This window comes from Kitasatospora sp. NPDC004799, assembly GCF_040609095.1.
Classification (GTDB): Bacteria; Actinomycetota; Actinomycetes; order Streptomycetales; family Streptomycetaceae; genus Kitasatospora.
Window position 1 is genome coordinate 1 of sequence record NZ_JBEXJK010000174.1, and the last position, 16519, is coordinate 16519.

At 73.1% G+C, this 16519-nt stretch carries 19 protein-coding genes and 2 pseudogenes; 4 read left to right on the forward strand and 17 right to left on the reverse strand.

Features of this window, described 5'->3' with window-relative positions; genetic code table 11:
• Positions 1-241: 241 nt before the first annotated feature.
• From ABZW03_RS21875 to ABZW03_RS21925, 11 genes and pseudogenes are all read right to left on the reverse strand, one after another.
• Positions 242-445, reverse strand: coding sequence for a hypothetical protein (locus ABZW03_RS21875; protein ID WP_355260677.1), 204 nt, complete (start codon positions 443-445; stop codon positions 242-244).
• Positions 426-1640 (reverse strand): RHS repeat-associated core domain-containing protein, encoded by a 1215-nt coding sequence (locus ABZW03_RS21880; protein WP_355260680.1) that lies wholly within the window; start codon positions 1638-1640, stop codon positions 426-428. Before ABZW03_RS21880 ends, ABZW03_RS21875 begins: the two co-directional genes overlap by 20 nt.
• A 159-nt stretch (positions 1641-1799) precedes the next feature.
• A pseudogene (locus ABZW03_RS21885) lies at positions 1800-2006 on the reverse strand (helix-turn-helix domain-containing protein); the annotation flags it as partial.
• Positions 2007-2292: 286 nt separating this feature from the next.
• Positions 2293-2976: pseudogene (locus tag ABZW03_RS21890) on the reverse strand (substrate-binding domain-containing protein); the annotation flags it as partial.
• 169 nt (positions 2977-3145) lie between these two features.
• Complete coding sequence (locus ABZW03_RS21895; protein WP_355260683.1) at positions 3146-4117, reverse strand: Gfo/Idh/MocA family oxidoreductase; 972 nt, start codon at positions 4115-4117, stop codon at positions 3146-3148.
• A gap of 1 nt (position 4118) precedes the next feature.
• The gene (gene ligA, locus ABZW03_RS21900) at positions 4119-5426 is read right to left on the reverse strand and encodes a protocatechuate 4,5-dioxygenase subunit alpha (protein WP_355260686.1); all 1308 of its coding nucleotides are present in this window, start codon (positions 5424-5426) and stop codon (positions 4119-4121) included.
• Between the two features lie 50 nt (positions 5427-5476).
• The gene (locus ABZW03_RS21905) at positions 5477-6427 is read right to left on the reverse strand and encodes an amidohydrolase family protein (RefSeq protein ID WP_355260689.1); all 951 of its coding nucleotides are present in this window, start codon (positions 6425-6427) and stop codon (positions 5477-5479) included.
• Positions 6428-6430: 3 nt separating this feature from the next.
• Entirely contained in the window at positions 6431-7120 is a 690-nt protein-coding gene (gene ligK / locus ABZW03_RS21910) for a 4-carboxy-4-hydroxy-2-oxoadipate aldolase/oxaloacetate decarboxylase (protein ID WP_355260692.1), read from the reverse strand.
• 17 nt (positions 7121-7137) lie between these two features.
• The gene (locus ABZW03_RS21915; protein ID WP_355260695.1) at positions 7138-8163 is read right to left on the reverse strand and encodes an amidohydrolase family protein; all 1026 of its coding nucleotides are present in this window, start codon (positions 8161-8163) and stop codon (positions 7138-7140) included.
• Between the two features lie 26 nt (positions 8164-8189).
• Positions 8190-9401 carry a 4-hydroxybenzoate 3-monooxygenase gene (locus ABZW03_RS21920; RefSeq protein ID WP_355260698.1) on the reverse strand — a complete coding sequence of 404 codons (1212 nt, stop codon included), beginning with the start codon at positions 9399-9401 and terminating at the stop codon, positions 8190-8192.
• A 124-nt stretch (positions 9402-9525) separates the two neighbouring features.
• Positions 9526-10293, reverse strand: coding sequence for an IclR family transcriptional regulator (locus ABZW03_RS21925; protein ID WP_355260701.1), 768 nt, complete (start codon positions 10291-10293; stop codon positions 9526-9528).
• An 86-nt stretch (positions 10294-10379) separates the two neighbouring features.
• Here ABZW03_RS21925 and ABZW03_RS21930 point away from each other — a divergent pair, with 86 nt between their 5' ends.
• Positions 10380-11081 carry a substrate-binding domain-containing protein gene (locus ABZW03_RS21930; protein ID WP_355260704.1) on the forward strand — a complete coding sequence of 234 codons (702 nt, stop codon included), beginning with the start codon at positions 10380-10382 and terminating at the stop codon, positions 11079-11081.
• Between the two features lie 16 nt (positions 11082-11097).
• On the opposite strand, the gene ABZW03_RS21935 is transcribed toward ABZW03_RS21930, so the two are convergent.
• Genes ABZW03_RS21935 through ABZW03_RS21945 form a run of 3 tightly spaced genes read right to left on the reverse strand, consistent with a single transcriptional unit; the run spans position 11098 to position 12498 of the window.
• On the reverse strand, positions 11098-11487 hold the full coding sequence (locus ABZW03_RS21935) for an STAS domain-containing protein (protein ID WP_355260707.1): 390 nt from the start codon (positions 11485-11487) through the stop codon (positions 11098-11100).
• A 59-nt stretch (positions 11488-11546) separates the two neighbouring features.
• Entirely contained in the window at positions 11547-11846 is a 300-nt protein-coding gene (locus ABZW03_RS21940; RefSeq protein ID WP_355260710.1) for a hypothetical protein, read from the reverse strand.
• Positions 11821-12498, reverse strand: coding sequence for a type III effector protein (locus ABZW03_RS21945; protein ID WP_355260713.1), 678 nt, complete (start codon positions 12496-12498; stop codon positions 11821-11823). Before ABZW03_RS21945 ends, ABZW03_RS21940 begins: the two co-directional genes overlap by 26 nt.
• Positions 12499-12607: 109 nt before the next feature.
• Here ABZW03_RS21945 and ABZW03_RS21950 point away from each other — a divergent pair, with 109 nt between their 5' ends.
• The 3 genes from ABZW03_RS21950 to ABZW03_RS21960 all read left to right on the forward strand — a co-directional run bounded on the left by ABZW03_RS21950 (position 12608) and on the right by ABZW03_RS21960 (position 14109).
• Positions 12608-13042 (forward strand): Hsp20/alpha crystallin family protein, encoded by a 435-nt coding sequence (locus ABZW03_RS21950; protein ID WP_355260716.1) that lies wholly within the window; start codon positions 12608-12610, stop codon positions 13040-13042.
• A 184-nt stretch (positions 13043-13226) separates the two neighbouring features.
• Positions 13227-13631 (forward strand): DUF2267 domain-containing protein, encoded by a 405-nt coding sequence (locus ABZW03_RS21955; protein ID WP_355260719.1) that lies wholly within the window; start codon positions 13227-13229, stop codon positions 13629-13631.
• Positions 13632-13707: 76 nt separating this feature from the next.
• A complete protein-coding gene (locus tag ABZW03_RS21960; protein WP_355260722.1) occupies positions 13708-14109 on the forward strand; it encodes a DUF2267 domain-containing protein in 402 nt (133 codons plus the stop codon).
• A 36-nt stretch (positions 14110-14145) separates the two neighbouring features.
• Here the strand turns inward: ABZW03_RS21960 and ABZW03_RS21965 are convergent, their stop codons facing one another.
• From ABZW03_RS21965 to ABZW03_RS21975, 3 genes are all read right to left on the reverse strand, one after another.
• Entirely contained in the window at positions 14146-14679 is a 534-nt protein-coding gene (locus tag ABZW03_RS21965) for a hypothetical protein (RefSeq protein WP_355260725.1), read from the reverse strand.
• 4 nt (positions 14680-14683) lie between these two features.
• Positions 14684-15082 carry a hypothetical protein gene (locus ABZW03_RS21970; RefSeq protein ID WP_355260728.1) on the reverse strand — a complete coding sequence of 133 codons (399 nt, stop codon included), beginning with the start codon at positions 15080-15082 and terminating at the stop codon, positions 14684-14686.
• Positions 15083-15286: 204 nt separating this feature from the next.
• Complete coding sequence (locus ABZW03_RS21975) at positions 15287-16393, reverse strand: Ku protein (protein WP_355260730.1); 1107 nt, start codon at positions 16391-16393, stop codon at positions 15287-15289.
• Positions 16394-16519 lie beyond the last annotated feature (126 nt).

Genomic DNA, 16519 nt, shown 5'->3' on the forward strand with positions numbered 1-16519 from the left:
CACGGCATCACCTTCCCCGGAACCTTCGTCTACCCGCGGGAGGTGGCGCTGCTGGCCCGGAGCATCGTGCCGCTGGACCTGCGGATGATCGGCGGGTTCGTGTTTTCGTGCGCTGCCATCGAGGACTCCTCGGGTCGGAACGGGATGTGAGGTGTTTCCGCCCGCCGTCGGGCCGGAGGCACCTGACGGCGCGGGGCATCCGGGTGCGCGCCCGGGGCGGACCGCCCTGGTCCGGGTGACGTCAGGCCGGGACCACCCGGTAGCTCAGCACCGGCCACGGCAGGTCGAACTGGGCCAGCGAACCGGTGCCCCACGGGTAGGCTCCGGTGCAGCCCGCACCGGAGTACAGCACCAAGGCCGCGGAGCCGGAGACGACCTGGACCGATCGGGCGGACGTCGACAGCGTGTGGCACGTGCCGAAGTCGTCAAGGTCGACCGCGGTCACCGCGCCGCTCCCGCCGGTGCCCGCGTAGAGGTGGGAGCCCGGCTGCAACGGCGCGGTGACCGCGGCGTGTGCCGATCCGGCACCGAGGCCCGTCACGGCCGCGACGACCGTCGCCATGATGGCCGAGCCGCGGAGCATCGCCTTGGGTGTGACCATGTGAACCGCCTTTCCGGGGGTGTGAGGGTGCTGCTGGAACGGCCCGCCCCGAACGGGAGTGTCCGTTCGGGGCGGGCGGGCGCTCTCCATCATCGGCTCCGAACCGCCGTTCGACATCCGTCATTTGACGGCACGTCCGCTGCGCCGCCGCACGACCGACGCGATCAACCGGTCGGCTCCCACCGTCAGATGACTGAGGCGCCGACGCATAGCGGTGACGCACGTCGGGCCCGCGGTTCGGCATCGTGCGACTACCGGACAGGACCGGGTCGGTCTGCAGGAACCGGCCGGTGGTCGGGTCGTAGGCGCGCACGCCCATGAGAGTGAGGCCGGAGAGGCCGTCGGACTCGCGCTGCGCGCCGCCGTGCCAGCGGTAGGCGGTGGTGCTGGTGGCGTCCACGGTGTTGCCGTACTCGTCGTGGTGGTAGACGGCGAGGTCCTGGGGGCCGTCGGGGGACATCTGGACGGACACGTCGCCGTGCAGGTCGGTCAGCAGCAGGACCGCACCGCTGTCGGTGCCGGTGGCGACCGTGAGCAGGCTGCTCAGGTCCTTGACGTGACGGGTCGACTCGCCGGTGGCCTCCCTGGTCCAGGCCGGGCTGTCGGTGTCCCCGTCGTAGTGGCGGGTGGAGAGCCCGGTGACGGTCCAGGTGCCGTCGGCGCCCTCGGTCTCGGTGGTGGCGGCGGCGAGGCGGCCGGCGGCGTCCAGGTCCCAGGTCCTGCGGGCCTCGCCGAAGGTCTCGGTGCGGACCAGGTCGTCGGTGTGGTAGCCGAGCCGGGTGCCCTTGGGCAGGGCGGTGGTGCGGCCGAAGGCGTCGTACGCGTAGCCGGCGTCGGTGAGGCGGTCGGCGGTGTCGTAGCCGTGGCTCTCGGCCCGGGTGACGGCGTCCGCGGTGGCCGGGTCGCAGTCCTCGGTGACGCTGGTGCGGTTGACGCGGTTGCTGCTCCGGTCGAACGCGTACGTCCGGGTGGCGCAGGCCAGGCCGGTGTCGTCGGCGGCCTTGGTGAGGCAGCCGGTGGCGTCGTAGGCGTAGGTCACGGTGGTGGGACATGGACTCCCCTGTCCTGTCGACGACGTCGGACCTGGCGGGCGGATCGTCGTACTGATGTGCCCGTGTCCGCCGCGGGAAGCCCGGGGCAGACAGGGCATCAGCTTTCCGAAGGCCCCGGTCGGTTGTCGCTAGCAGTCAGTCCACGATCACTTCGCTCGGAGTCCACCGCCGGCCGCCGCGGCGCCGCGGCGGAACTCGCGGGGCGGCAGCCCGTACGCGCTGCGGAAGGCGCGGCTGAAGTCGGCAGCACGGGGGAAGCCGCAGCGGGCCGCGATGACGTGGACGGGGGTCGTGGCCAGGGCCGGGTCGGCGAGGTAGCGGCGGGCCCGTTCGAGGCGCCGGCGGCGGATCCACAGCTCCGTCGACTGCAACGGTCGCACTGTCTCGGACGGCGGTTACCGTACTCCCTGGTGCCTCAACGTCATCACGTACGTCCCGATCTACCAGATTCTCTATGACAAGAGCTGGACGCTCAATACGGGCTGAATCCACTGGTTGACCTTGTGATCTGACGGCCCACCGCTTGCGGTGGGCCGTCTCGCCACGCCGGTCTCGAGTGCTTGCGACACGCCGTGCGCCCTGCCACTGTCCGGCTCGGCCCTCTCGGCGGGCCACCACGGCAGACCAGGCACGAAGTCGTCAGGTGGAATCGCGGGCGATCAGCTCGACGGCCAACAGGTCACGGGTGATGGGGGGCGCGTCCGGGGTGGCGACCACGCGGTCGACCAGCTCGGCCAGCTCCTCGCCGGACGCCGTCCGCATCCGGACCGAGCTCAGCCGGGGCCGGAGCAGCCGGGCCAGCAGCAGATCGTCGGCGCCGACCAGGGCCACCGTGCCGGGGACGTCCAGGCCGGCGTCCTGCAGAGCGCGCAGCGCGAGCATCGCGTACTCGTCGTTGTAGCCGAACAGGCCGTCCAGGGCCAGTTCGCGGCAGCGGACGGCGAGTTCGGCCGCGGACTCCTCGGTGTAGTCCAGCGGCAGCGGCTCGACCAGGACGCCGAGGCCCGCCGAGGCGGCAGCGGCCCGGACGCCGGCCAGCCGGGGTGCGCTGAACAGGGACAGCGCCGGATCGGCCGGCATGACGACGCCGATCCGGCGGCGGCCGCGCTCCAGCAGGTGGGCGGCCGCGCTGGCGCCGACCTCACGCTGGTCCAGGATCAGCGCGTGGGCGCCGGGCACCGGTGCGGTGCCGAAGGTGAGCACCGCCCGGGTGCCGGAGCGGTGCAGGATCCGCACGCCGTCGGGGGTGAGCCCGGGGGTGAGGCTGAGCACGGCGGTGGGCCGCAGTTCGGCCCAGGCCCGGGCGGCGTCCCGCGCTGCCAGCCGACAAATCCCCAACAGGACAGTCGAGACGTCAGTCAGCCGAAGGGTCAGACCCACCAGCGGCGCCACCACGAACATCATCACTGTCAGCCGAGGCCGATCGCCGGGACCTCGAAGGGCCCGAGCCGCCGCAGCGCGCGGCGGCCCGGGCCCGGCGCCGGTGCCGCGGTCACGACGCGGCGGCCGCGAGCTGCTCCTCGAGGACGGCCAGCGTCCGGTAGCAGTTGAGCACCTGGGCGATGGACGCGTTCGGCTCGCGGCCCTCGCGGACGGCGGCGACGAACTCGCGGTCCTGCAGCTCGATGCCGTCCATCGAGACGTCGACCGCGCTCACGTCGATCGGCTCGTCCTTCCCGGTCACCAGGTCGTCGTAGCGCGCGATGTAGGTGCCGGTGTCGCCGATGTAGCGGAAGAAGGTGCCGAGCGGCCCGTCGTTGTTGAACGACAGCGACAGGGTGCAGATGGCGCCGTTCTCCGCGCGCAGCTGGACGGACAGGTCCATCGCGATGCCGAGCTCGGGGTGGATCGGTCCCTGGATCGCGTTGGCCTGCACGATCGGCGAGCCGGTCTGGTAGGCGAACAGGTCGACGGTGTGCGCGGCGTGGTGCCACAGCAGGTGGTCGGTCCAGGAGCGCGCCTGGCCGAGGGCGTTGAGGTTCTCGCGGCGGAAGAAGTAGGTCTGCACGTCCATCTGCTGGATCCGGTAGTCCCCGGCCTGGATCCGCTGCCGGACCCACTGGTGGCTGGGGTTGAAGCGCCGCGTGTGCCCCACCATGGCGACCAGGCCGGTGCGCTGCTGCGCCGCGTGGCACGCCTCGGCGTCCGCCAACGAGGCCGCCAGCGGGATCTCGACCTGGACGTGCTTGCCGGCCTCCAGGCAGGCGAGGGTCTGCGCGGCGTGCATCGGGGTGGGCGTGGCGAGGACGACGGCGTCGACGTCGTCCGCCGCCAGCGCCTCCTCCAGGCTCGCGACGGCGCGTCCCGTGCCCTGCTCCTCGGCGAACCTCCGGGCCCGTTCGAGCGTGCTGCTCACCACGGCGGTCACCTCGACGCCCTCGATCCGCCGCAGCGCGGCGGCGTGCTTGGCCCCGAAGGCGCCGCCGCCGACCAGGGCGATCCGGACGGTCTGCTCGTCAGTCATGTCACTCCTTCACGCCGGGCGTCTCGCCCCGCGGGTGGTTCTCGATGATCAGGTGGCCGACGGCGGTGTTGGACGCCGGCACGTGGTAGAAGCGGTGCTTGACCTCGGTCCTGCCGGACCCGTCGACGTCGCTCATCGCCCCCCTGGCGATCAGCCACATGACCAGCTCGATGCCCTCCGAGCCGGCCTCCTCGACGTACTCCAGGTGCGGTACCCGGGACAGGCCCTCCGGATCCGCGACCAGCCGGTCCAGGAACGCGTTGTCCCACTCCCGGTTGATCAGGCCGGCACGCGGGCCCTGCAGCTGGTGGCTCATCCCGCCGGTCCCCCACACCTGCACCTTCAGGGGCCGGTCGTAGGACTCGATCGCCCTGCGCAGCGCCTGGCCGAGCTTGAAGCACCGCGCGCCCGAAGGCACCGGGTACTGCACCACGTTGACGTGGAACGGGATCACCTTGCACGGCCACCGCTCGACGTCGCCGAACATCAGCGAGAGCGGGACGGTCAGGCCGTGGTCGACGGTCATCTCGTTGGCGAGGGTGAGGTCGAAGTCGTCCTGGATCAGCGCGTGCGCGATGTGCGCGGCCAGCTCCGGATCGCCCTCGATGCCGGGCACCGGCCGGGGGCCGTAGCCCTCGTCCGCGGTGGCGTAGGCCGCACCGGTGCCGAGCACGAAGGTCGGGATCAGCGACAGGTCGAAGGCGGAGGCGTGGTCGTTGTAGACCAGGACGATCACGTCGGGGACGTTCTCCCGCGCCCACCGCCTGGAGAACTCGTAGCCCTCGAAGACCGGCCGCCAGTACGGCTCGTCGGTCTTGCGGTGGTCCATCGCCGCGCCGATCGCCGGCACGTGCGAGGTGAACACCGCGCCGGTGACGGCGGCCCCGCCCTTCGGCGGACGCCGGTCGGCGTGCGCCGCTTCGAGGACGGCGTGGTCGATCCGGTTGCCGGCGACGGGGCGTCCGCCGCCGACCATCATGGCGCGGTAGTCCTGCTCGGTCATGCCGGTCATCGACCCGGCCATCTGCTGGAACGACAGTCCGAGCGTCGCTCCCCACTTGGCCAGGAAGTAGATGTTGCCGCCCTCGCGGATCGCGGCGTTGAGGTCGCGGTCGAGCAGCGCCCGCTTCTGCTCCTCCCGCAGCGGCCACGCGTCCAGGTAGGCGCGCTCGTCGGCGAGGTAGCTCTCCCGGTTCTCCGCCGTCATCAGCGACATGCAGAACTGGTTGAGGTGGTAGCCCTTGGCGGACTGCTCGGCGTCGAAGATCGTCGTCCCCGGGACCAGCTTGTAGCTCTTGTCCAGCGGCACGGTGGTGCCTCCTCTCGTGGGGCGGTCGGGGCGGCTCAGCCGGGGGCGGCTCAGCCTGCGTCCGGCCGGTACTCGGCGTCCGGCCAGTACAGGCGCATCGGGTTGTCGACCAGGAGCGCCTGCCGGAGTGCGGGCGTCGGCGCGATGTGCGGGATGAAGTCGACGAGCAGGCCGTCGTCGGGCATGTGGTCGGTGAGGTTCGGGTGCGGCCAGTCGGTGCCCCACAGCACCCGGTCGGGGAACTCCTCGACCACCCGCCGGGCGAACGGGACGACGTCCCGGTAGGCCCGCTGCTCGCCGTCCAGGGCCGCCGGGCCGTTCACCGACAGCCGCTCCGGGCAGCTCACCTTGCACCAGATGTCGTCCCTGGCCCGCAGGAAGTCGAGGAACGCCTCGAACTCCGGGCCGCGCGGGTCCTTGCCGACGTCGGGCCTGCCCAGGTGGTCGACGACCAGCGGCACCGGGACCGACAGGAGGAAGTCCCGCAGGCCGGCGAGGTCGCCGGCCTCGAAGTAGACGACGACGTGCCAGCCGAAGGGCCTGATCCGCTCGACGACGTCCCACAGGTCCTGCCGCGGGGCCGCGTCGACGAGCCGCTTGACGAAGTTGAACCGCACCCCGCGGACACCCGCTTCGTGCAGCTCCCGCAGCTCCGCGGCGGAGACGCCGGGGCGTACGGTCGCCACGCCGCGGGCCAGGCCCCCCGAGGCCCGCAGGGCGTCGACCATGGCGCTGTTGTCGGCTCCGTGGCAGGTCGCCTGGACCACCACGTTCCGAGCGAAGCCCAGGTGGTCACGCAGGGCGAGGAGCTGATCCTTGGAGGCGTCGCAGGGGGTGTACTTGCGCTCGGGCGCGTACGGGAACTCCGCCCCGGGCCCGAAGACGTGGCAGTGCGCGTCGACGGCGCCCTCGGGCAGCCGGAACTGCGGGCGGCTCGGGCCCGCGTACCAGTCCAGCCAGCCGGGGCTCTTCTCGAACGCCGCGATCGGGTTCGTGGTCATGTCTCAGTCCTCGTACCGCAGTCCGAGCTCGGCCAGCGGGCCGCGCATGCCGTAGATGTCCAGACCGAGCTCGCCCGCGCGGAACCGCGCGCGCTTGCCCTCCTCGCCCGCCTCGCGCCGGGCCGAGGCCTCGGCGACCTCGGCGGCCCGTTCCCGCGGCACCACGACGACGCCGTCGACGTCCGCCACGACCACGTCGCCCGGGCGCACCAGGGCGTTGCCGCAGACCACCGGCACGTTGACCGAGCCGAGCGTGGCCTTGACCGTGCCCTTGGCGTTGACCGCCCGGGAGAAGACCGGGAAGTCCATCCCCTCCAGGTCGGCCACGTCGCGCACGCCGCCGTCGATGACCAGGCCGCGGCAGCCGCGGGCCCGGAACGAGGTGGCGAGCAGCTCGCCGAAGAAGCCGTCCTCGCTCTCGGTCGTGCACGCCGCGACGACCACGTCGCCCGGGCGGATCTGCTCCGCGGCGACGTGGAGCATCCAGTTGTCGCCGGGCTGCAGCAACACGGTCACAGCCGTACCGCACAGGCGTGCCTTCGGGTAGACCGGACGCAGGTAGGGGCGCATCAGTCCGGTCCGGCCCATGGCCTCGTGGACGGTCGCCACGCCGAACGCCGACAGGGCGGCGACGGCCTCCGGGTCGGCGCGGGTGACCGCGGTGCGGACGACGCCGATCTCGGTGTGTTCCATGCCTTCTTCTCCTCGGGTCAGCGGCCGGCGGCGGCGAGGCGCGCGGCGAGTCGGGGGTAGGCGCGAAGGGCGTTGCCGGCGTACACGGCGGCCCGCTCCTGGTCGGAGAGGTTCGGGGTCGCCTCCACGTACCGCTTCGTGTCGTCGAAGTGGTGGCCGGTCCGGGGGTCGACGTCGCGCACCGCGCCGATCATCTCGCTGGCGAACAGGAGGGACCTGCTGGGGATCACCCGGGTGAGCAGGTCGATGCCCGCCTGGTGGTACACGCAGGTGTCGAAGAGGACGTTGTCCAGCAGTGCCTCGGGATCGGGCCTGCCCAGGGCCATCGCCAGGCCGCGGAACCGGCCCCAGTGGTAGGGCACCGCCCCGCCGCCGTGCGGGATCACGAACCGCAGCGTCGGGAAGTCGGTGAACAGGTCGCCCTGGACCAGCTGCATGAACGCCGTCGTGTCGGCGTTGAGGTAGTGGGCGCCGGTGGTGTGGAACGCCGGGTTGCAGGACGTGCTGACGTGGATCATGGCGGGGATGTCGTACGCGACCATCGCCTCGTAGAGCGGGTACCAGCTGCGGTCGGTCAGCGGCGGCGCGGTCCACCTGCCGCCCGACGGGTCGGGGTTGAGGTTGACCGTCACCGCGCCGAGCTCCTCGACCGCACGGCGCAGCTCGGGCAGGCAGGTCGCGGGGTCGACGCCCGGCGACTGCGGCAGCATCGCGCCCATCGCGAAGCGGTCGGGGTAGAGCGCGGCGACCCGGTGGACCAGGTCGTTGCAGATCCGCGCCCACACCGAGGAGACCTCGAAGTCGCCGACGTGGTGGGCCATGAAGCTGGCGCGCGGCGAGAAGACCGTCAGGTCGCTTCCGCGCTCGTCCATGAGCCTCAGCTGGTTGCCCTCGATCGCCTGGCGCAGGTCGTCGTCGGTGATGACCAGCTCGCCGGGGTCGGGCGCGTTGTCGGGGTCGCCGACGCTCGCGATCTGCCGGTCCCGCCACTGCGCCAACTGCGCGGGGGCGGTGGTGAAGTGACCGTGGCAGTCGATGATCATGCGTGCTCTCCTGGGGGCGTCTGGGGTCAGTGCTGGGCGCGGGTGGGCCAGCCGGTGTACTGCTCGGCGAGGTAGCCGCGTCCGGCACGGGTGCCCACCACGTTGTCCAGCTCGCCGAGTTGGCGCCGCAGGTCGTACGCCGTGCCGCCGGGCGCGGTGTGCAGCAGCTGGGTCATCCAGAAGGAGAAGTTCTGCGCCCTCCAGACCCGCCGGAGGGCGCGCGGCTGGTAGTCGTCCAGGGCGGTGTCCCCTTCGGCGCCGAGGGCCCGCCGAAGGACGTCGGCGAGGACCTTCACGTCGTGGAGCGCGAGGTTGAGACCGCGGGCGCCGGTCGGCGGGACGGTGTGCGCGGCGTCTCCCGCGAGCGCCAGCGAGCCCCAGCGCATCGGCTCCTGCACGAAGGAGCGGAACCGCAGCACCGTCTTCTCCAGGACGGCGCCCTCCTTGAGGCGGAAGCCGTCCCGACCGGCCACCCTGGCCTGGAGGGTCTCCCAGACGCGGTCGTCCGGCCAGGCGTCGACGGACTCGTCCGGGTCGCACTGGAAGTACATCCGCTGCACGGTCTCGGTGCGCTGGCTGATCAGGGCGAACCCGTGCTCGGAGTGGGCGTAGACCAGCTCGGGGGCGCTCATCGGGGCCTCGGCCAGGATGCCGAACCAGGCGAAGGGGTACTCCTTGCCGTAGCGCACGCGCCGGTGCTCGGGCACCAGGTCGCGGCACATGCTGCGGGAGCCGTCGGCGCCGACGACGTACCGGGCCCGGATCTCGTGGCGGGTCCCGTCGGCCGCGGTGCAGCGGACCCTCGGGGCCGTGGTGGTGACGTCGAGGACCTCGGTGTCGCTGACGCCGAAGAGGACCGTGCCGCCGTCCCGCTCACGCGCGTCGGCCAGGTCGACGAACACGTCGGTCTGCGGGTACAGCCAGACCGACGCGTCGACGAGTTCCTTGAAGTCGATCCGGTGCGCCCCGCCGTCGAACCGCAGCTCCACGCCCTCGTGCTCGTGCCCCTCGCGCAGGATCCGGTCGGAGACCCCGGTCTCGACCAGGTCCCGGGCCACGTCGGCCTCCAGGATGCCGGCGCGCTGCGTCGTCTCGATCTCGTGCCGGGTGCGGGTGTCGACCACGACCGTCTCGATCCCGAGGCGCCCGAGCAGGTGGGCGAGCATCAGGCCGGCGGGGCCGGCCCCCACGACGGCGACGGGTACCGAAGTGACGGTGTCGATGGCGGCATCGGCCATGGCGTCTCCTGAACGACTGCTGACTCGGACACCCCGAACGCTGGCATCCGGGAGCGCGAGCGGTCAGCAGGGTTTCCGCCAGGCGGAAGCGGGTCCGGCGTCAGGCCGTCGTGCCGACCCGGCGTCAGGCCGTCGTGCGGGTCCGCCGTCCGAGCTCCTCGGAGATGCCGGACGCGGCCCGCAGCAGCGGCTCGCGCAGCCCGCGGGCGCGGCCCGCGCCGCGCGCCGCGATGACGATCCCCAAGGCGGCGCCGACCGGCCCGGTCCGGCCGATCCGCACCGGCGCGGCCACCGCGACCGTGGTCTCGGAGAGCTGCCGGTCGCTCACGATGACCTGCTCGCGGCGGATGCGGTCCAACTGCGCCCGCAGCACCTTCGGATCGGTCAGGGTGTGTGCGGTCCAGGCCTGCAACGGTGCTTCGAGAACGGCCTCCTGGATGTCCCGCGGTGCGTGCGCCAGCAGCACGCGGCCCATCCCGGTGGAGCTGATGGGGAATCGCGCACCGACCATCGTCACCAGCTCGACCGACCGGTGCCCGGCGATCCGTTCGACGAAGACGAGTTCGGTGCCCTCGCGCACGGCGAGCTGGATGTTCTCGTGCGTGGCCTCGTAGAGGTCCTGCATGAAGGGCAGCGCCACGTCGCGCAGGATCTGGGTGCGGGGGCACCCCGACGCGATCTCCCACAGCCACAGCCCGACGTGCCACGAGCCGTCCTCCGCGCGTTCGAGCGCGCCCCAGTCGGCCAGTTCCCGCACCACGCGGTGCGTGGTGCTCAGCGCCAGACCGGTGCGCTGAGCGATCTCCGACAGGGTCTGTGACTGGTGCTCACGATCGAAGGTCGAGAGGACCTGCAGAACCTTTCCAGCCGCGGTACCAGGGGTTGCGCTCATCCGCTCAGTCTCGCAGACCGCTCGAATGCCCGGCGTTGAGCCGCCCGTTCGTCCGTCGTAGCATCGCCCGGACACAAGGAGGCGACGTGCACCGAGAGATTTCCGGACTGTCCTCGATGGCGACCCGGGCGATCCTGGCCGAACTGTCCGCACACATCCGACAGGTCCACGGGATCCCGATCCGCTTCGAGTCGGCCGGCGGGGTCGACGTCGCGCGGCGGATCCGCGCGGGCGCCGAGGCGGACGTGCTCGTGCTCGCCGACGACGCCATGGCCGCCCTGGCCGCCGAGGGCCACGTCCTCGACGGCACACTGCGGCCGCTGTGGATCTCCCAGGTCGTCGCGGCCGTACCGGAGGGGGCACCGGCCCCGGCGCTCGCCTCGGAGGCCGACCTGCGGGCCGCCCTGCTGGCCGCGCAGCGGGTCGCCTACTCCACCGGCCCGAGCGGGAAGGCCGTCGTCGACCTGGTCGACCGGCTCGGCCTCTCCGACGAGGTGCGGGGCCGGCTCGTCCAGGCACCGCCCGGGGTACCGGTCGGCAGCATGCTCGCCTCCGGCGACGCCGACCTCGCGTTCCAGCAGCACAGCGAACTGATGGGCCTCCCGGGCGTCACCGTCATCGGGCCGCTGCCGGGAAGCGCCGCGATCAGTTCGACGTTCACCGGCGGCGTGCCGGCCACCTCGCCCGCACCGGACCGCGCCACCGCGGTCCTCGACCTCCTCGGCTCCGACACCGCCACGAAGGCCGCTCACGCCAGGGGCATGCGGGCCGCCGGCGACGACGACTGACGCCCGGGCAGGTCCATCAGTTCGCTGTGCTGTTGAACGCTCGTGCCGTCGCCGCACCGATCGGATCGGCTCCGGCCATGGCGGCCGGTACGTCGGAGTGCAGTTCCAACATGCCGTCGAGCTCGGTCAGCCTCAGCACCCGCAGGAGCCGGCTGTTCGGGGCGACGACGAACGGCAGCCGCATCGAGAACCGGCGAGCGGCGTGATGCGCCGCGACCAGGGCTCGCAGGCCGCTCGCGTCGCAGAACGTGACACCCCGCAGATCCGCGAGCACCGGGGCGGGGCCGTCGCGCAGGGCACCGGTCAGCCGGCGCCGCAGTCGCGGGGCGGTCAACAGGTCGAGTTCGCCTTCCGCCTGGATGACGGTCCACCCGTTCATCCGGCGTGTGGATACCCTCAGGTCCATCGTCTCCCACCTCCCGGATCGGGTGCAGGCAGCCACACGTCTCTGAATATTCCGTATACCTACAGTGGGCCGGTTCGCGCAAGCCCCTCTTCTGCCCGAGCACACCGGAGGGAGGGCTGCTGCGCGTCGGGCTCGGTACGCGCGGCGGCGGGGGCGTCCGGGATCGGTGCGGTCCACGGCTGGGCGGCGAGGTGGTGGCGGAGGGCGTCGAGCCCGGCCAGGCAGGCGTCGAGGGCGGCGATGGCGGTGGCGCTCTCGCGCCGCATCCGGAGCGCGAGGGCGGCGAGCTGGTCCTCGATGCGCTGAAAGCGCTCGTGGGCGGCGGCGACGGGGTCAGGAGCGCCGCTGGTTGCTGTCATGGCGGACCTGGTCGGTGCGGTGGGTGAGCTCGTCGAGGCGGGCGGCGAGGTGGGGGTGGGCGGAGCCGAGGTGGGGGCGGATCGCGGCCAGGGGTGCTATCAGGTCGGCCGGGTCGGCGGCGCCGAGGGCGGTGGTGAGGTCGGCGAGCGCGGGGCCGGCCTGCGGGGCCAGGTCGGTGAGCGCGCTGAGCTGGGCGGCCAGGACGCGGAGGTCGGCGGCGTGGCCGCGGGCCCAGGCGGTGACGGAGCGGTCGGCGGCCCGGCGGTCCCGTACCGCCTTGACCCGTTCGGCGCCGGTCTCCACAGCGGCGGGGCCGGCGCCGCTGGGGCGCAGGCGCAGGTAGCGGTTCTCGGCGGCCTGGCGGCTGGCGACGCCCATCGGCTGGGCGAGGTCGGCCCAGGTGGCGCCCGCGGCCCGGGCGGTGTCGACCAGTCCCGCCTCCCAGCCGGCGAGCTGGGCGCGCAGTTCGCGCAGCAGCACCAGGGCGGCCAGTGCCTGTTCGGGGCCGTCCTCCCGCGGCTCCCGGTCCGTGGCGCTGCCGGCGGTCTGGGCGGTGCGCACCGCGTCGTCGATCGCGGCCAGCGCCGCCGCGGCGGCGAGGAAGGAGACCGGCTCGGGACCGGCGGCGGGCTTCGGGGGCTGCTTGCTCATGCCGTCATTCTACGGATGACAGAGATGGTTTGTCATCGGATGGATGACGTGCTAGAACGGATTCAGGTGAAGCGCACTGGCACCCATCGACCAGTGGAGGTGTTTCGCGATGCTGATGCGCACTGACCCGTTCCGCGAGCTGGACCGGCTGACCCAGCAGTTCCTCGGTACGACCGGCACCTGGTCGCGTCCGGCCCCGATGCCGCTGGACGCCTACCGCGCCGGCGACGAGTACGTGATCTGCTTCGACCTGCCCGGGGTGGATCCCGACGCGATCGACATCGACGTCGAACGGAACATGCTGACCGTGAAGGCCGAGCGCCGTCCCCGCCACGAGGGCGAGAACGTGAAGTGGGAGCTGTCCGAGCGCCCGCTCGGGATCTTCTCCCGGCAGGTCATGCTCTCCGACACGCTCGACCCCGAGGGGATCACCGCCGACTACGACGCCGGCGTGCTGACCCTGAAGATCCCGGTCGCTGAGAAGGCCAAGCCCCGCAAGATCGCCATCGGCCGGAGCGGCGGCCGCAAGGAGATCCGGGCCTGACCCGGCCCCGCGCCGTCCCGCGCCGCCCCGAACCCCCGAGGGGCGGCGCGCGGACGCGGCGCTCGACCTGTCGGAGGTGACGTTCACGGACCGCTCGGGCCCGGGCGTCCTGGCCCCGGGCCCGAGCGGTCCCGACGGTCCTGGCCGTGGCCCGATCCGTCCCGACCGGAGGGAGGAACCCGCGGTGACGATCCGCTGGGAGGCGTTCCTGGAGCAGGTCCAGGAACGCGGCGAATACGACACGCCCGAGCAGGCGGAACGATCCGCCCGCGTCGTGCTGGCCCTGCTCGGTGCCCACCTCGTCGGCGAGGTCCGCGTCCAACTCGCGGCCCGGCTGCCCGAGACGCTCGCCCTGGTCCTGCTCAACCCCCTGCAGGCCGCCGAACCGCTGAGTCCCGAGAGGTTCGTCCGGGCGACCGCCGCCTGGATAGAGGGCGCCACCGAGCGGACGGCCCTGTGGGACATCGGGGCGGTCCTGTCCACCGTCGCCGACGCCGCCGGCGACCAGCTCATGGAGCGCGTTCTGCTCCAACTGCCGCCCGGCTACGACGTCCTGTTCGGACGGCCCTCCCCCGGCGACCGACCCTGACCCCGCGCCGTCGCACGCGCCCCCGACCCCCGCGCCGTCGCGAGCGCCGCGACGGCCCACCCGGAAGGCCACCGCCATGACCCGGCACCGCCGCCTGATCCAGCAGGTCCGCGTCCTCGGCCGCTACCCCAGCGACGAGGAGGCCGAACGCGTCCTCGACGCCGTCCTGGCCCTGCTCGGCTCCCAGCTCACCGGCGACGAACGCTGCGACCTCGCCACGGCCCTGCCCGCGCGGGCCCGCGCCGTCTTCGCCTCGCAGATCCCCCTGCCCGAACCGGTCTCCGCGCCCGCCTTCGTCGAGGCCCTCGCCCACACCCTGAACACCAGCCCGGAAGGAGCCCGCTGGGACGCCTCCTCCGTCCTGGCCGCCCTCACCGACCTGGTGGACGACCGCCTCACCGACCGCGTCCTCGCCCGACTGCCCCGCAGCTGGGCCCTGCTCTTCGGCCGCGCCGACCTCGTCCCCACCGCCGTGTGAGACCGCCGGGCCCCTCCTCTCCTGCCCCTGGGCGCATTACCTCAGGGGGAGGGGCGAAACGCGAGTCCCCGCGCCGGATGCGGTGCGCCAGGAGGGCACCGGCGCCGGCAACGGTCCGGCTCCGGGCCGGCCGCCGGGCAGCGCCGCGGGCTCGGGCTCCGGCGTGTCCGGCTCCGGCGCGTCCGGCTCCTGCTCCGTTCCGTACTCCGTGCGCTGCGCCGCCCGGACCGCGGCCGTCGTCTGCGGGGCCCGCCGGGACTGGACGGCGATCCGGGCGAACGGCGAGGGCGCGCGCAGGTCGACCTGGACGACGGCCTCGCCGGTGCGCGGACGGCGCAGCGCGAGGAAGTCCCGCCCGCCGGGATGCCGCCAGACCCCCAGGCAGAGCGTGTCGGGGATCAGCAGCCCCTTCTCCTTGAAGCCGCGGAACACCCGCCACGGCTCCCGCAGGACCGCCACGTCCTCGACCGCCGTCAGCGGCGCCCGAACCGGCGCGGTCCCGGTCACCAGCCGCTCCCACCAGGAGAGCCGGAGCACGAGGTCACCGCCCTGGACGGTCAGCTCCGCCATCGCCTCACGCCTCCTCCGGCCGGACGGCCCCGGGCTTCCCCCGCCCCGGCGGCTGCGGGTGGGCGCGGGCGTCGATCGGCGGCGCGCCGTGCCGATCGGGCCGGTGGCCCGCGGCATCGGCGACCGGTCGGCGCGGCGTGCCCCGCAGCCCCGGCGGCGTCGGGATCAGCCGCCGGGCCAGCAGGTGCCCGACCCAGTGGCGTCCGCACTCCGGGCAGGGCGGCGCGCCTTCGGGGGTGTACGGCGAGTCCACCGGCGTGCCGTCCCGGGAGAAGTACTCGCAGTCCCGTCCGTCGTCGTCGCGGTAGTGCTGGACGTCGTAGTCGGTGCTCCACTGGTGCCAGCAGTGGCCGCAGGTGAACTCCACGCGTTCCAGGGCCAGTTCCGTGATCAAGGTCGACACCTCCTGTGTCGAAGCGGTTCACCGCGCGCTTCCGCGCCGCGCGGTGGCGGTACTCGCGGCCTGCCGGACGGCGTCCGTCCGCCCCTCGTCGGCGCCTACCCGGATCCGGCGCGCGCACCGGGGTAAGGGCGCTCGGGCTTGCTCCGCGGCTGCGGCTCGGTGCCGACCTCCCCAGCCCGCCGCGGCTCCGCGCGCACGGCCGGCTCACGCGGCGGCGCGCTGCCGCCGTCCACCGGCGGCCTTCTCGACCGCCTTCCGGAGTTCGTCGCGGTTCATGGTCGAGCGGTGCGGGATGTCCAGCCGGGTGGCCTTCTCGTAGAGCTGGGCCTTGGTGAGCTCCGACAGGTCCTCGCCGCCGGTGGAGACCCGCTTCCGCGCGGTCGGTTTCCCGGTGCCGGCGGTACGGGAGCGCGAGGTGCTCTTCTTCCCGCCGGTGGCCTTCGGGGTGCTCGCGGACTTCGGGGCGCTCGCGGACTTCGGTGCGGAGCCGGCCTCGCGCGCTGCCCCTGCCGCCGGCCGCTCGCCGCCGCGGGCGGTGTCCAGGCTCTGCTTCAGCACCTCCATGAGGTCGATGACGTTGGTGGTCTCCGGCGGCGCGCCCTCGGACACGGCGATCTCCCGCCCCTCGGCCTTGGCCTCGACCAGCTCGCGGACCTGCTCCTCGAAGGTGTCGTGGTAGTCCTCGGGCTTCCACTCCACGGTCAGCGCGTCGATCAGCTGCTCGGCCGTCCGCAGCTCCGCCGCACTGAACTTCGCCTTGCCGGAGGGAAGTTCGGTGATCTCCGTGCGCGGGTCGCGGACCTCGTCGGCCCAGTGCATGGTGTGGAGTTCGAGGAGGCCGTCGACGGCGCTCACCGCCGTCAGGTATTCCTTGCCCCGCATGCTGAACAGGGCCAGGCCGGCCCGCTCGGAGCGGGCGAGCGCCTCGGCCAGCAGCTGGTAGACCTTCGCGTGCTCGGGCGCCGACGGCGCGAGGTAGTAGGTCCGGTCGAAGTAGATCGGCTCCACGTCGGCCAGGTCGACGAAGCCGCTGATCTCGATCGTCCGGCTCCTGCCCGGCGAGATCTCCTCCAGCTCCTTCGGCTCGACCACCACGTACTGGCCCTCCGACAGCTCGTACCCCTTGACGATCTCGTCGAACGGCACCTCCTCGCCCGTCCGCTCGTTGACCCGCTTGTTGCGCACCCGGTCCCCGGTGCCGCGTTCGAGCTGGTGGAAGCGGACGGAGTGGGAGTCGGTCGCCGAGAACAGCGACACCGGCAGGCTCACCAGCCCGAACGTGATCACGCCCTTCCACAGCGGTCTGGCCATCACCGGCCTCCCTTCTCCGCACCGCCCGCGACCGGCGCCGCCCGGTGCTCCCGTTCCGCCGTACGAGGGCCGGCCCGGGCCCGCGCGACGCGCCGACGCGCCTCTCGCCGAGCGGCTGCCCGGTCC

Excerpts from the sequence above, each read along its gene's own strand:
- ABZW03_RS21895 (WP_355260683.1), bottom strand. The coding sequence starts at position 4,117 with ATGACTGACGAGCAGACCGTCCGGATCGCCCTGGTCGGCGGCGGCGCC.
- ABZW03_RS21905 (WP_355260689.1), bottom strand. The coding sequence starts at position 6,427 with ATGACCACGAACCCGATCGCGGCGTTCGAGAAGAGCCCCGGCTGGCTG.
- ligK (WP_355260692.1), bottom strand. The coding sequence starts at position 7,120 with ATGGAACACACCGAGATCGGCGTCGTCCGCACCGCGGTCACCCGCGCC.
- ABZW03_RS21915 (WP_355260695.1), bottom strand. The coding sequence starts at position 8,163 with ATGATCATCGACTGCCACGGTCACTTCACCACCGCCCCCGCGCAGTTG.
- ABZW03_RS21920 (WP_355260698.1), bottom strand. The coding sequence starts at position 9,401 with ATGGCCGATGCCGCCATCGACACCGTCACTTCGGTACCCGTCGCCGTC.
- ABZW03_RS21925 (WP_355260701.1), bottom strand. The coding sequence starts at position 10,293 with ATGAGCGCAACCCCTGGTACCGCGGCTGGAAAGGTTCTGCAGGTCCTC.
- ABZW03_RS21935 (WP_355260707.1), bottom strand. The coding sequence starts at position 11,487 with ATGGACCTGAGGGTATCCACACGCCGGATGAACGGGTGGACCGTCATC.
- ABZW03_RS21940 (WP_355260710.1), bottom strand. The coding sequence starts at position 11,846 with ATGACAGCAACCAGCGGCGCTCCTGACCCCGTCGCCGCCGCCCACGAG.
- ABZW03_RS21945 (WP_355260713.1), bottom strand. The coding sequence starts at position 12,498 with ATGAGCAAGCAGCCCCCGAAGCCCGCCGCCGGTCCCGAGCCGGTCTCC.
- ABZW03_RS21950 (WP_355260716.1), top strand. The coding sequence starts at position 12,608 with ATGCTGATGCGCACTGACCCGTTCCGCGAGCTGGACCGGCTGACCCAG.
- ABZW03_RS21960 (WP_355260722.1), top strand. The coding sequence starts at position 13,708 with ATGACCCGGCACCGCCGCCTGATCCAGCAGGTCCGCGTCCTCGGCCGC.
- ABZW03_RS21965 (WP_355260725.1), bottom strand. The coding sequence starts at position 14,679 with ATGGCGGAGCTGACCGTCCAGGGCGGTGACCTCGTGCTCCGGCTCTCC.
- ABZW03_RS21975 (WP_355260730.1), bottom strand. The coding sequence starts at position 16,393 with ATGGCCAGACCGCTGTGGAAGGGCGTGATCACGTTCGGGCTGGTGAGC.